We start from the raw sequence: 15353 nt of genomic DNA, 5'->3' as shown, positions 1-15353 counted from the left end.
AAAAATGCAGTTAGAAATTATTAATAAAAAAATTAATGAAACTATTAAGCAAATAACATTACCTCAGGGAATAAGGATTACTTGTTTATATTTAAAAAAGTTTTATCCAAATGAGAAGTTTGAAGATTTATATGAAAATATTGTATTTAAATCAAATACAAGTTTATCTTTTCAACGTTCAGAAATTCATAATATAAACTTTTTAGAATATGATAATAAAGTAAAAGCAGAAATAACCTTGAACTTTTTAGGAATTTTTGGAAGCTCTTCTCCTATGCCTAGTCATTTAAGTGAAATGGTTTTAGATAGCATAGATTCAGATATGATTTTATATGATTTTTTAAATCTATTTAATCATCACTTACAAAAATTCATTTATCCTATTTGGGAAAAACACAGATATTACATTCAGTATAGACAAGATTTAAATGATAGGTTTTCTAAATATATATTGTCTTTACTAGGTTTATATTCTAAAAGTAAAACAAATAGTTTAAATTTACAAAAGCTTATACCTTATATTGGATTACTAAGTATGAAACAAAAGTCTTCGGGGTCTTTAAAAGCAATACTAAAACAATATTTAAATTATGAAGATATTGATATTGTTGAGTGTATTCCTACTAAATATGAAATTCCAGCTTGGCAAAATTCTGTATTAGGAGAGGTTAATATGTCTTTGGGAAAAGATTTTTTAATAGGAGAAGAGATAATTAGTAAAAATACTAAGTTTCAAATCTTATTAAAAAATGCAAAGGCAAAAGATTTATATGAATATAGTTTATTAAGTAAAAAAACAGATCAAGTAAAAGAATTGGTATCTTTTGTTTTAAATGAACATTTAGAACATGAGATATGTTTAGATATAAAAAAAGAAGAAAAAGATATTTTTTCTTTGGATGAAAACAATAGAAAATATTTGGGTATTAATTGTTGGATTGGTGACTCAAATTATGATGAAAAAATTATTTTAGCACAAAAAGGTTAGCGATGAAATTAGAATTAAAAGATTTAATTAACTCTTTAGATATAAATACGAAAAAGTATTTAGAACAAGCAGCTCAAAGATGTATTCAAAGAGGTGGAGATGAGATAATAATAGAAGATATTTTGTATAAAATGCTTGAAAATAGTTCAAGTATTTTCAACCTTGTATTAGAGCATTATAAAATTGATTCTCAAGAAGTTTTTAATGCTATTCAAGCAGGTGCAAAAATGTCAACAACAGAAAGTACAAATCCTATATTCTCAAAGTTATTAGTTAAGTGGCTTGAAGATTCTTTTCTAACTGCAAAAGTTTCTTTATCACAAGATGAAATAACTGAATCAGCATTAGTATTATCTTTATTTGATAATTCTATTAAATACTCAAATACTTCTTATTTTAAAGAATTAAATAAAATAGATTTTAAAGAAGCAAAAGATTTGATAATTGGTTTAAATAAAGAAATGATAAATAAAATATCATCATTAAATTCTTCAAATAAAGTACTAGATAAAGATAATTTAGAATTAGATAAATATACGACAGATTTAACACAACTAGCAAAAGAAGGTAAGATTGATCCTGTTCTTTGTAGAGATGATGAAATAAAACAAGCAGTTGATATTTTACTTAGAAGAAGAAAAAATAATCCTATTATGGTTGGAGAAGCTGGTGTAGGTAAGACGGCTGTTGTAGAGGGCTTAGCTCTTAAAATAATTCAAAAAGAAGTACCTATTGAATTATATGAAGCTAAAATATTATCTCTTGACATTGGTGCTTTACAAGCAGGAGCTAGTGTAAAGGGTGAATTTGAAAGAAGATTACAAGCTGTAATAAAACAAATACAATCAAAAACGCAATTTATTATACTATTTATAGATGAGGCACATACTTTAATAGGAGCAGGGGGAAATGAAGGTGGATCAGATGCTGCAAATCTATTAAAACCAGCCTTAGCTAGAGGAGAGTTGAGAACTATTGCTGCTACTACATGGTTGGAGTATAGAAAATATTTTGAAAAGGATCCAGCTTTATCAAGAAGATTTCAAAAAATTAATTTATTAGAACCTTCTGTTGAAGAAGCAATTACTATTTTAAGAGGTATTGCATCAAAGTATGAAGATGTTCATAATGTATATATTGAAGATGAAGCTCTAAAAGCAGCAGCTGTTTTATCTGCTAGATATATAACAGGTAGACAATTGCCTGATAAAGCTATTGATGTTTTAGATACTGCTTGTGCAAATGTAAAAATTAGTAAAACAAATCTTCCTTATGATTTACAAAAAATTAATACAAAAATTATAGAAAAGCAAAGAGAAATTGATTCTTTAAGTAGAGATAGTGATAATTATGTAAATGACTATAAAGAAAAAATTTTAATTTTACAAGAAGATATTAGAGAATTAGAAATTACTAAATCAAAAATTGAAAACATTTGGCAAAATCAAAAAGAGTTATTATTAAAACTTGAAGAATCAGTAGATAAGGATGAAGTAAAAAGTTTAAATAAAGAGTTAAAAGAACTTCAGAGAGATATTAGTTATATTTATAAAAATGTTACTAAAGATCAAGTTGCAGAAGTTATCTCTTCTTGGACTGGAATTCCTTTAGGTAGTATGGTTCAAGAGCAAATAAAAACTGTAATGGAACTTGAAAATAAAATGAAAGAAAGAGTTATTGGTCAAGATGAACCAATCTCTTATTTAAATACATTTTTACAAATATCAATTTCAGGGCTAAAAAATGAAGAGTCTCCTGCAGGTGTATTTTTACTTGTTGGTCCAAGTGGTGTTGGAAAAACAGAAACAGCAAGAGCTATTGCAGATTTAATGTATGGTGGCGAGAGATTTATTACAACAATTAATATGACTGAGTTTCAAGAAAAACATACAGTCTCAAGATTGATTGGATCTCCTCCTGGATATGTTGGATATGGTGAAGGTGGACAATTAACTGATCCTGTAAGAATTAAACCTTATTCTGTTGTATTGTTAGATGAAATTGAGAAAGCACACCCTGATATATTAAATCTTTTTTATCAGATTTTTGATAAAGGTATTGCTAATGATGGAGAAGGAAGAGTAATTGATTTTAAAAATACAGTAATAATAATGACTTCAAATCTTGCGACTGAACAAATTACAAAACTATGTATTAATAATGAAAATATAACTATGGATGAAATTACTAAAGAAATTACTCCTATTTTATCTTCTTATTTACAACCAGCTTTATTAGGTAGGATGAATGTAATTCCTTACTTTAATTTAAAAAATGAAGCTTTAAAAGATATTACAAAGCTTAAGTTAAAAACTATTGAAAAACAGTTATTAAAAAAAGATATTCATTTAAAAGTAGAAGAAAAATTACTAGATTATATAGTGTCTTTAAGTAATACAGTTGATACTGGTGCTAGAAATATAGATTTGATTATAAATAATAACATAATGCCAAAACTTTCAAAATACATTTTAAATGCAAGTTTAGAGAATAAAAAATTATCAAAACTAGTAGTTTCTATAAATAAAAATGACGAATTAATTATTGAAAATAAATAAAGGAAGTATTTATGAAGAGATTTAGAAATGTAATAAGTTTATTATTTGTAGTTTTATTTTTTAATGCTTGTGCAAGTTTTCATGAAGAGTATAAGCCTTTGTATCAAGCAAAACCTGAAATAGAATCATTAAAAAAGAATTAGTTCAATGAAATTAATATTTGATATTATTAAAACGGGAAGGGAGTTCCCTTCTAAAAAAAATTATCATTTTAATAAGACTAGTGGAATTATAGGAAGATCAGAAGAAGCAAATTGGCAATTACCTGATTCAAAGAGTTATATTTCAAATACTCATGTTGAAATCGAATATAAAGATGGTATGTATTTTATTAAAGATATAAGTACAAATGGTACTTCTTTAAAACATCCATATAGAAAATTACCTAAGAATATGTCTATAAAGATAAATTCTACTGATATTTTTATTATAGGTGAATATGAAATTCAAGCTAGGTTTATGGACAATGACTATAGTCAAGATGATATTTTAAGCTACAAACCTGAAAATAGTGTGCCTTTAAATCAAATAAGTAGTAAAAAAATATCAAATGAATTAATACCCGATGATTTTCTACTTGATGATGAATCTGTAATGAGTAATTCTTTTATGGTTGAAGAAGAAATAAATTATGACAATAATGTATTGAATATATTTGAAGAAGATAATACAGTAGAACATATTGATGATTTATATGATTTTGAGAAAGAACCTTTAAATTTTGACAATGCTCATAATATTGAATCAGTTACTAATGAATTAAAACATGAACATATTGTTATTCCAACTTTTGAAGAAAAAAAAGTAGAAAAAGTAGAAGATAGGATAATCCAAGAGTCTTTATCTCCCGTAGATAATAGTAAAGATAATGATATAGAAACAAAGGTAATAGAAGAAAAAAATATTATTCAAGAAGCAGATTTTACAGGTGAAAACTCTGCTTTATGTGTTTTAGAAGAAAAGTTAGGAATTAAATTTAGTAACTTAAATAATGAAGAAAGAGATAAGAGACTAAATGAAATAGCAAATATAGTTATTAACTCTTTAGATGGCTTAAAAGATTCTCTTGAAACAAAAGATAAAATAAAAAAAGATTTATTAATAGATGATAAAAATACTACTGTTAAAGATAATAATCCAATAAGAATGGGACAGTACTCTTTGAGTATATTAAATGAAGTATCTAATAATAGTATAAAACTATCAGAAGCAGTGAAAAAATCATTTAATGAATTAAATATACATAATGTTGCTTTACATAGAGCAAGTAAAAATTTGATAAATATTGCAGTGACAAAATTTTCTCCTAAGAGTTTAGAACATCATTTTGAAACAACTGGAGTCTTAAACAATTTTGTCCCTAAAAAGTATCAAATGTGGGATTCTTATATAGAAATGTTTAATGAGTTAAATGAAAAACCTGATTTTGGAATAAATTTAATCGCTAAAGATTTTACAAATGAATATAAAAATATTGAATATACAATTAAATTGACATCAGTATAAAGGAATAAAATGAAATTTATATTAAAAACTGTAATTACAGTAATAATTGCCATTGGACTTGTTGGGTGTTCTTCAAAGCCTACACATTTAGAGTTAGTAGTTAATTCAACAAATGATTTAAATCCAGATATCAATAATGTTTCTTCACCTTTAATGTTAACTTTTTATGAATTGGAATCAGCAGAGAATTTTATGAAGTACGATTATTGGACATTAATGCAAGAATCTGGAAAAAATTTAAATAGAGATTTAATATCTCAATCAAAACATGTTATTACTCCTCATCAAAAGCAAACATACAAAATAGTATTTAACGATAATGCAAAGTTTTTAGGTGTAGTAGGACAGTTTAGAAATATAAAAAATAAATGGAAGCATGTCATAAATTTGGAAGAAGACACATATAATTTTAGTGAGTTAGAAATTCATAAATATAGTATAGAAAGAGTAGAATAATGCAAAATCAAGTAGTTTGGCGAGAAGGTTTATTTATTAGACCACAACATTTTCAGCAAAATGATAGATATTATAATTATGAGTTGATGACTAGAAGTTTATATTCAAGAGAAAATAGTTGGGGTTTATTTAATTTATCTTTTGATGAAAGTTTATTAAATACAGGAAAAATATCTATAAAGCATGTATCTGGAATAATGCCTGATGGAACACTTTTTGATGTTAGCTCTAAAAATCAGTTATTGACATTTGATGTAAATCATACACATAGTAATAAGGTAATTTATTTAGCTTTACCCATCTTTATTGAAGATGGGGATAGTGTACATTTTGAAGATCAAAAAAAGCTATTAACTAGATATACTGCAAAAGTAGCTAATAATATACCTAATACTAATGCAGGAGAACTAAGTAATTCTGATATTTTACTCGCACAGCAAAATTTTAAATTAGTGACAGAAGATGATTTAAATGATAGTTTTATCAGTATTGAAATAGCGAAAATAGGTAATATTTCTACAAGTGGAATAGTTTCTCTTGAAGAAGATTTTGTACCAACATATTTACACTTAAATAACTCAACAAGATTACTTTCTCAAATTAAAGAGTTATTGAGTATGATTTCTTATAGAGCTAATGTAATTGCTGATAATATAAGTGATTCAAGACTTCAATCAACAGAACTTGGTAATTATTTAATGCTACAATTACTTAATAGAACAGAAAGTAGATTACATTATTTTTTAACACAAGATAGAGTTCATCCTGATAAAGTTTTTTTAGAGTTAAGTTCTTTAGTTGCAGAACTTTCAGTCTTTATGAAGAAAGAAAGAAGAATTGCTGAGTATATAACTTATAATCATTTAGAGCAGTTTTCAAGTTTTTTAAAAATTATAGATGATTTGAAATCAATGTTAACTATGGTTTTAGAGCAAAATAGTGTGGCCTTAAAGATTGAAAAAAGAAAATATGGAATATATATTGCTCCTATAAAAGATAAAAAACTATTAGAAAGTTCAACATTTATTTTTGCTGTTTCTGCTGATATTTCAGAGAATAAGATAAGAGAAGCATTATTATCAAGCCTTAAATTAGGTACTATAGAAACTATTAAAAATTTAGTTAATTATCATTTAGTTGGTTTTAAACTTAGAACTTTGTCTTCTGCACCTAAAGAAATTCCTTATAAAGTCAACTATTTATATTTTAGTATAGAATTATCAGAAAAGAATAGAAAAGAGCTATTGCAATCTTCTGGTTTTGCATTTTATTTACCAAATGATATACCGAATATAAATTATTCTATTTGGGCAATTACAAATGATTAAAGAGAAATAAAATGAGTAATAAAACAATACTAATTTCCAATGATTCTTCTGAGAATACATTAACTAATTTTAATCAAGTTGATGTTAGTCCTTATGATAATTTTGATAGACAAAGTAGTACTTTTAAAAGAAACAAAGCTTATACTAGAATGAATGATTATGAAATAAGTTTTAATCCTTTTTTGAGTGCTTCTTCTCATTTATTTAAGTACACACTTGATATTTTGGAATCTAGTGAAGATTTAAATGCTGATGAGGTAAGAAATGAATTAATAGCAAAAATAAACTTATTTGATGAAAATGCTTTAAAGTTAGGTATTGAAAATACTGAAATGTTAGTTACAAGATATATTTTATGTACTGTAGTTGATGAGTTTATGAATAGTAGTAGTTTAGGATCAAATAACAATTGGTCAAATAATAGTGTTTTACGTATTTTCCATAAAGAAACTTATGGTGGAGAAAACTTTTTCCATTTATTAGATAAGTTTTTGAAAACACCTGCTAAGTATATTCATATTTTAGAACTAATGTATATATGTATTGCTTTGGGTTTTGAAGGTAAATATAGAGTAATAAATAGAGGTCAAATTGAACTAAATAATGTGAAAGACAGTTTATTTAGGCAGATAAAAATTGTTCAAGGTAGAGATCCTTTTCCTTTCTTTATAAAACAAGAAGCTTCAAAAAATAAATTTAGATTATTTAATAAAATATCATATCCAATTTTATTTTTAGGAGTTTTACTTTTGGTTTTTAGTGTGTATGGAATTTTAACATTTACTTTAAATGAACATAATAGTAAATTTATAGAAATGATAGAAAATAAAAAAATTGAGAAGAATAGTTTAGAGGTAGAGAAGTAAATGAAAAAAAGTATTTTTAAGACAGTTACATTTTGGATACTTTTAATTGCAACTTTAAGTTCTTTGTTTATAATTTTTGCAACACCATATCTTTTCGATTCTTTTAAAGATTTAAATTTTAGATTACTTATTGCTTTTAGTATATTTTTTGGAAGTATTATTATAGTTTTATTAACAATCTTATTAAAAAAAGAAGAAACCCAAGAGTCTTTAAAAGAAAAAAAAGAACAATATGAGTTAAAAAAAGAACATGAAAAAGTTGTAAAACTAAAACTTAAAGAGTTAAAAAGTAGTTTTAATGAAGCTATTAAGATTATTAAAAAGTCATCTTTATATAAAAGTAGAAGAAAAGCAAAATATGAGTTACCTTGGTATTTATTATTAGGAAATACTAATGAAGGAAAAACTACACTTTTAGAATCATCTGGATTGAGCTTTCCTTTAAATATAGATTACAATGAAAATCAAATAATTGAAGAAAAAAACACGAGTTCTTTTCAATGGTATTTTGCAGAACATTCTGTTTTTATTGATATCCCTGGAAATTATGTTGAACAAAAGCAGAACCCAGAAGATAATATAATATGGAAAGAGTTCTTGAAAATTTTTGTAAAAAAAAGATGGAGAAGACCTATTAATGGGATAATATTACCTATTAGTGTAGAAACTATCTTTAATAAAACAGAAAAAGAATTAGAAGTTTATGCAAAAGATTTAAGAGATAGATTTGATGAATTATCTGTTGCTTTTATGTCAAGTATTCCCATATATTTGATTATTACAAAAAGTGATAAGATTGAAGGTTTTAATGAATACTTTTCATCATTATCAGAAGAAGAAAAAAATGAAATTCTAGGAATCACTTTTGATAGTGAAAATGAGAATATTGATACAAATGTAATAAAACCTCATTTAGAAGATTTATTAAAAAGATTAAATAGTTCAGTTTTAGAAAAAATACATTTTGAGTGGGAACCTCAAAATAGAGCTAGAATATTCTCTTTTTGTGAAAACTTTTCTAATCTATTTGAAAGAGTTAATTTATTTGTTGATATGTGTTTTTCTCAAACAAGATATAGAAAACCATTATTATTAAGAGGAGTTTATTTTACAAGTATTCCAGGAGAGAATAACCCTCATGCTTTAATAAGTCCAGAAACACTAAGTACTTCAAGACATAATACAAAAGGTTTATTTATAAAAAAACTTTTAACTGATATTATATTTCCTGAATCAGATATGATAAAAATGGATGAAAAATATGAAAGAAAAATCAAAAAAAATCAGTACATTACTTATGGTTTATCATTATTTTTTGTAGCATTTTTCAGTTTTTTTATTGTAAAGGATTTTATTAATCATAATAATTTACTTCATAAGTTAGAAAAAAATTATGAATATTATTTAAAAGAAAAAGATAAAATTGTACCTTCTGATAATTTTGAAGATATTTTAGAAGTTTTAAATAAACTTGATGATATTAAAAATTATAATTTAAAAAATACATCAGATAGTTTTTGGAACATACTATTTTATAAAGTAGAAGAGAGAAATAGTAAACTTTTAAAGCAGTATCATACTGACTTAGTAAAACTACTTCTTCCTAGAATTGAGCATTTTATACAAAAAAATATAAACCATGAGTTAAAAGATTTTGATAAAACATGGGATAATACAAAAGCTTATATTTTATTAAAAGATATAAAAAGAAGAAATGAAAATATAAATTTCTTAAAAGAATATATGTCTATATATTGGAATAAAAAGTATCCAAATATGCCAAAAGTACAAGCTAAATTAAATAAACATTGGTCAAATCTTTTAAGTTTAGGTTTCAATTCATATAAGATAGATTTAACTACTTTGAAAATGGCTAGAAAAAGATTAGTTAAATATGGTTCAGAACAGTTGACTTATAAAGGAATAAAAAATAATATAGCAAAAATGAATTTGAAAGATTTTACTTTTGCACAAGTTTTAGGAAATAATATATCTTCTTTTAATAACACAAATTATGTGATTCCAGCCTTATATACAAAAAAAGGTTATAAGATTATGATTCAAGAAGGAAGAAATTTAACAAGTAATATTTTACTTAACAATTGGGTAATAGGTGAACGAACAGATTTAAATGTAGTAGAGATAAATGAATATTATAAAAGAATATTAGCATTTTATTTTGCTGATTATAAAAACTATTGGAATAATGCTTTATCAAGACTTAATATATCAACATATAAAAGAATTTTAGGTTTAAATAATCAATTAGCACTTTTAAGCTCATCAAATTCACCAATTATTGCTGTTTTAAAGGCCTTAAAAGAGAATACAGAGTTATATACTCCCTCAGAGGAGCTTAAAATGAACTCAAATAGTAATACTACTAATACAGTTGTTAATAAAGTAGTAACAGGACAAATAGCTAAAACAGTTACTAAAAAAGCACTTAATAGTTCAGATAAGTTAGTTGATAATACAAGTATTAAAAATCTAAGAACTTTTTTTAAACCTTATAATGATTTAGTAGATAAAAATGAACAACCTACAGTTGTTTTAAAAGAAGCTAACAATAGTATAAATCATATTTATCAAATAATGACAGCTATTCAAGGAGCTGTTTCTCCTGAATATGATTCTTTTAAGATTGTAACTGATAGGGTAAATGGAAGAATTAAACCTATTGTTACTTCTTTAAACTCTTTACCCTTATATGTTAAAAAATGGTATAAATCTGTTCAAAAAAGTAATTGGAAATATATTCTTGCTAATAGTAAAACTTATTTAAATAAAAGATATTTAGAAGAAGTTTATACATATTATACAAATAGATTAGAAAATAAGTATCCTCTGAAAAAAAATGAGTCAAATAACTTTGTTAAACTTGATGACTTTAGCGATTTCTTTAGAAAAAATGGAATTTTAGATAGTTTCTATAAAAACTATTTATCTTCATTTGTATCTATAAATAATAATACTTTAACATATAGATATAAAAATCTAGATGGAAGTATTGTAAACATAGATAGAAGTATAATTCAGTCAATTATAAAATCTTATAAAATCAGAAATGTATTTTTTAGAAATAATGGCACACTAGGCTTTGATGCTTTAATAAAACCTTATGATTTAAGTAGTAACTTGGCAACAGTATATTTAGTATTTGACGATAATACTTTGTATTATGAACATGGACCAATATTAAATAAAAAAATAGTTTGGCCTTCTCAAAATTTAAATAATATTGTTAAATTTAAGTTGTTTGATTTAAATAATAGCCTTGTTACTCAAAAATATATTGATAATGAATGGGCTTTATTTAAATTAATAGATGATTTTACTGTTGTATCAAAAACTAGAAATGAGGCTATTTATAAATATAGTTATGAAGATTATAGTTCTTCATTTTTAATTAAAGGTGCTGTTGTAAATATGTTAAATAAACATAGCACTTTATCAAACTTTCATCTAAATAAGGGCTTATAATGTTTAAAAGTTTTGCATTCACTCATCCTGGGCATATACGTAAGGTTAATGAAGACTCTTTTTATATTTCAGATGAAAAAGGTTTATGGATAGTTTGTGATGGAATGGGTGGACATGATGAAGGAAATTTTGCAAGCCATTTAATTACAGATATTTTTGAACAACTAGAATTAAAAGGAACATTAGAGGAAAAAATATCTTTAATGAGTAAGCAATTACAAGTAATACACTCTATCTTACAAAATAAAGTAGATAAGTTAGGAAAAAATATTAAAATTGGAACGACACTTATGCTTTTATGTATTGAAGGGAATAGAGGAGTTTGTATTCACTCTGGGGATAGTAGATGTTATAATTTACGAGGTGAAGTTTTAAGTACAGTTACAAAAGACCATTCTATTGAAATCGATGATTTTTATGGATATCGAAAAGTTTTAACTTCTGCAATATCTGCACCTGGTGATTTTAATATAGAAGTTACTAGATTTATAGTTGATCCTAATGATGTTTATTTATTATGCAGTGATGGTTTATATGATAATATTTCAAGTTTAACTATAAAATCTTCAATGGAAGAGCTATCTCTTGAAAATGGAATTAATAAATTAAAATTTAATGTTTTATCTTCAACTGCTGATGATAATATTACTGCAATAATGGTTGCTCATAAATGAATATAATTAAAGATATTACAACAAATAGTATATCTGAAAAAAGCAATATTAAAAATTTAAAGAGTTTTAACAAAAGATATTTTTATTTTAATCAAATAGCTAAAAGTGATTTAAGTATTGTTTATGATGGAATTGATATATATAATGAGTATTTTAAAAAAGATTCAAATATAGTTATAAAAGTACCAACTAAAGAATTACTTAAAATGAAAGATATCTCAGCTTTTGTTTTTTCAGAATACTCTTTTTTAAGAAGATTAAATTCGGATAGTATTGTAAGAGTTCTTGATTATGGAATTGATAAGAAAAAGAAAGTACCTTTTTTAGTTTTAGAAAAAATTGAAGGACAACTTTTAAGTGAAGTTTCTATCTTCAATTTAACAAAAAAAGATAAAAAATCAATATTTAAATCTTTACTAAATACTTTATCTTATATTCATTCTAAAAATATTGTTCATGCAGATATCTCTCCTAGTAATATAATACTTAATAAAAATTTTGAACCTATAATTTTTGATTTTGGTATTTCTCAAAATATAGAAACTAATGATGAATTTTCTTTAGAATATTCAAAAGTTAAAGCTTTTAATCCTAAATATGCTGCTCCTGAATTATTAGTTGATAAAAATATTAAACCAAGTGTTTCAACAGATATATTTTCATTGGCCTGTGTAATGTATGAGATATTTACAAACGAAGCTTTATTTATAAATAGTTCTAAGGAATTATTTGATTTACCTATAGAAAAAAGAAATTTATCAAAAATTCCTTTTTTTTTAAGGAAATGGTTTAAGAATTCATTAAGTTTAGACGTAAAATCAAGAAAAATCCAAAAAAAGTATCAAAAACTATTATGAAATAAATATTTATTAAATTATAATTTGATAAAATAAAAAACATTTTAACAGAAGGATAAAGAAAAATGAATAATCCAATATTTATTTCGATAAAAGGTAGTACACAAGGTTTAATTACAGAAGGTACATTTACACCAGAATCAGTAGGTAACTCATACCAAAAAGGGCATGAGAATGAAGCATTAATAAAAGGTTTTGCACATAACATTAATATACCAAGAGATCCACAGTCAGGACAACCATCAGGACAAAGAGTACATGAACCATTAGTAATATCAAAACTATTTGATAAATCATCACCATTATTATATAACGCATTAACAAAAGGTGAGACATTAACAGAAGTAGAATTAAAATGGTACAGAACAAGCTATGCAGGGAAACCAGAGCATTACTTTTCAATCGTATTAGAAGATGCAGTAATCGTAGATATAGACGCATACATGGATAATGAAGAAGGACAAGCAAAAACACAAGTAGCACCTTTAGAAAAAGTATCATTTGCATATAGAAAGATTACATGGAGACATGAGACAGCAAGTACATCAGGAGAAGATGACTGGAGAATTGGTGTAGGATTAAATGCCTAAACATAAATAAAAATAAGGAGGGAACTCCTTATTTTTTATATATCAAAAAGTAATAGAAAATAAAAAAAAGATAAAAATAAGAATAAATAAAATAATAAAAGTAGCGAGAAAAAATATTATTTTTTAATATATAAGATAAAAAGAAGTATAAAAAAATAAGTAAGGCTAAAAATTGTCCGAAGAAATAAAAAAAAGAATAAATGAGATAGAAAATAACTTACAAGAAGAAATAGAAGAAGCATTTAGTTTAAAAGAGTTAAGAAAAGAAGTAAACCAAGAAATAAGCTGTAGACTAAAACTATTAAATTATAAAGAAAATGAAATAATAGGATTAGGAATATTAGATGGAAGCTATAGTGTATATAAACTAAAAGGGAAAAGTCAAGTAAATAAACCCTATAGCTTTGAACTAATATTTGTAAGTGATGAGTTTATAAATATAGAAGAACTAGTAGATACAGATGTAGAAATAAAACTACAAGATGAAATAAGTCCTATAATAAAAAAAACAATATATGGGAAAATATATAAAGCAAGTGAAGATAGTATAGTAGCAAGAAAACATCTATATAAAATAGAAGTAGTATCACCTCTATATTATTTAGGATTAAATAATAGATATGAAATATATCATGAAAAAAAAACAAGTGATATAATAAAAGAGATAATAAATAGATATAACCAATTATTAAACCTTCAAATAGATATAAAATTAGATTTATTAAAAGCCCCAATAAGAGAGTATACAACTCAATATAATCAAAGTGATTTAGAATTTATACAAATGCTTTGTGAAGAAGAAGGATATAGCTTAATAATAGACTATAGCTCAAATGATCCATATAAACTAATATTGTGTGAATTAAATGAACATGTAATAGTAAATACATACTCTTCAACTTGTTCTTTTAATCATAGTAAAGAGTTTAAAGCAAGTAATCATATAGAAGACTATTATGATAAAAATAAACCAAGCCAAGAATATAAAACACAAAGTGGAGCAAATATAGTAAGCTCAATAAAAGATAATGAATCAACATCACAATTAAGAAATGATATAAAGAAATATACATTAAGAGATAAATTAAACTTGTTAGATGAGAGTTACTATAAAGATTTAAATAGATATACAAAAATAGATTCTCAAAGAGAATATGTACAATCAAATATAATAGAAGGAAGTTCACAAGAGTTAAATATAGAAGATAGCTTGTGTATAAGATTAGAAGATGAGAAAGCAAATAAAAAGATAGATAGTATCATCATAGAAGTAGAATATAAAGGACATTTCCCAAATGCCCTAGATGAATATAGACAAAATATAAATGAACAAGTAAAACATCAACTGCAATATGAAGTAGAATTTAAAGCCATACCAAAAGATATAGAATATAAACCCGAAAAAACGATAAAGAAACCAAGAATAAACTCAATATTAACAGCAAAAGTATCAAATGGGAATTCAAATACAAAAGATTATGATAATAGTATAGATGTAGATGAAGAAGGAAGAATAAGAGTACTGTTTGCATTTGAAGAGAATCAAATAACATCAACATACCTAAGAGTATCAAATATACAATCAGGGAATGGGTATGGGAGTCAATTTATACCAAGAGTAAATCAAGAAGTAATAGTAGGATTTATAAATGGGGATCCAGATTGTCCTATAATAATAGGAAGTTTGCATAATGGGGAGAATAAGAAGGCATATAACTTGCCAGAGAATAAGACACAAAGTTATATAAGAACAAATTCAATGCCACAATATGAGGAGACAAAAGGGTATAATGAGTTATTATTTGAAGATAAAAGAGGAGAAGAGAGAGTATCAATAAGAGCACAAAGAGATTTAAATTTCCATGCTTTAAATAATCAGAATATACAAATAGAGAATAATTCAAAGACCATAGTACAGAAAGATAAAGAGGAGACGATACAAGAGAATTCAAATTTAACAGTAGGGAAAGATTTAAATGAGAATGTAAAGTATAATCATATTTCGACGATACAGAAAGAAAAACTTACTTCTGTTTTGGAAGATTAT

12 protein-coding genes are annotated in these 15353 nt (G+C 24.7%); all 12 read left to right on the top strand.

The window, feature by feature from the left end; translation table 11 throughout:
- Window positions 1-4: 4 nt before the first annotated feature.
- Window positions 5-988, top strand: coding sequence for a type VI secretion system baseplate subunit TssG (gene tssG / locus ACH5BH_RS13595; RefSeq protein WP_404308288.1), 984 nt, complete (start codon window positions 5-7; stop codon window positions 986-988).
- Between the two features lie 2 nt (window positions 989-990).
- The gene (gene tssH / locus ACH5BH_RS13590) at window positions 991-3546 is read left to right on the top strand and encodes a type VI secretion system ATPase TssH (protein WP_423298735.1); all 2556 of its coding nucleotides are present in this window, start codon (window positions 991-993) and stop codon (window positions 3544-3546) included.
- An 11-nt stretch (window positions 3547-3557) separates the two neighbouring features.
- Entirely contained in the window at window positions 3558-3689 is a 132-nt protein-coding gene (locus ACH5BH_RS13585; RefSeq protein WP_404308284.1) for a hypothetical protein, read from the top strand.
- A gap of 4 nt (window positions 3690-3693) precedes the next feature.
- Window positions 3694-5052, top strand: a complete 1359-nt coding sequence (gene tagH / locus ACH5BH_RS13580) for a type VI secretion system-associated FHA domain protein TagH (protein WP_423298734.1) — start codon at window positions 3694-3696, stop codon at window positions 5050-5052.
- 9 nt (window positions 5053-5061) lie between these two features.
- A complete protein-coding gene (gene tssJ / locus ACH5BH_RS13575; RefSeq protein WP_423298733.1) occupies window positions 5062-5508 on the top strand; it encodes a type VI secretion system lipoprotein TssJ in 447 nt (148 codons plus the stop codon).
- Complete coding sequence (gene tssK / locus ACH5BH_RS13570; protein ID WP_404308278.1) at window positions 5508-6836, top strand: type VI secretion system baseplate subunit TssK; 1329 nt, start codon at window positions 5508-5510, stop codon at window positions 6834-6836. Before tssJ ends, tssK begins: the two co-directional genes overlap by 1 nt.
- An 11-nt stretch (window positions 6837-6847) precedes the next feature.
- Window positions 6848-7702 carry a type IVB secretion system protein IcmH/DotU gene (icmH, locus tag ACH5BH_RS13565; protein ID WP_404308276.1) on the top strand — a complete coding sequence of 285 codons (855 nt, stop codon included), beginning with the start codon at window positions 6848-6850 and terminating at the stop codon, window positions 7700-7702.
- The gene (gene tssM / locus ACH5BH_RS13560; protein WP_423298732.1) at window positions 7703-11185 is read left to right on the top strand and encodes a type VI secretion system membrane subunit TssM; all 3483 of its coding nucleotides are present in this window, start codon (window positions 7703-7705) and stop codon (window positions 11183-11185) included.
- Window positions 11185-11859, top strand: a complete 675-nt coding sequence (locus ACH5BH_RS13555) for a PP2C family protein-serine/threonine phosphatase (RefSeq protein ID WP_423298731.1) — start codon at window positions 11185-11187, stop codon at window positions 11857-11859. The genes tssM and ACH5BH_RS13555 overlap by 1 nt, the downstream gene beginning before the upstream one ends.
- On the top strand, window positions 11856-12716 hold the full coding sequence (locus tag ACH5BH_RS13550; RefSeq protein WP_423298730.1) for a protein kinase domain-containing protein: 861 nt from the start codon (window positions 11856-11858) through the stop codon (window positions 12714-12716). The genes ACH5BH_RS13555 and ACH5BH_RS13550 overlap by 4 nt, the downstream gene beginning before the upstream one ends.
- Before the next feature lie 65 nt (window positions 12717-12781).
- On the top strand, window positions 12782-13306 hold the full coding sequence (locus ACH5BH_RS13545; RefSeq protein ID WP_404307916.1) for an Hcp family type VI secretion system effector: 525 nt from the start codon (window positions 12782-12784) through the stop codon (window positions 13304-13306).
- A 172-nt stretch (window positions 13307-13478) separates the two neighbouring features.
- Window positions 13479-15353 (top strand): type VI secretion system Vgr family protein (locus ACH5BH_RS13540; RefSeq protein WP_423298573.1); only part of this gene is annotated, 1875 nt, incomplete at its 3' end.

The sequence above is a fragment of the Arcobacter rhizosphaerae genome (assembly GCF_049472155.1).
Lineage (GTDB): Bacteria > Campylobacterota > Campylobacteria > Campylobacterales > Arcobacteraceae > Arcobacter_B.
The sequence above is the reverse complement of the archived record's forward strand: the minus strand, read 5'-3'. Positions and strand labels throughout refer to the sequence as shown.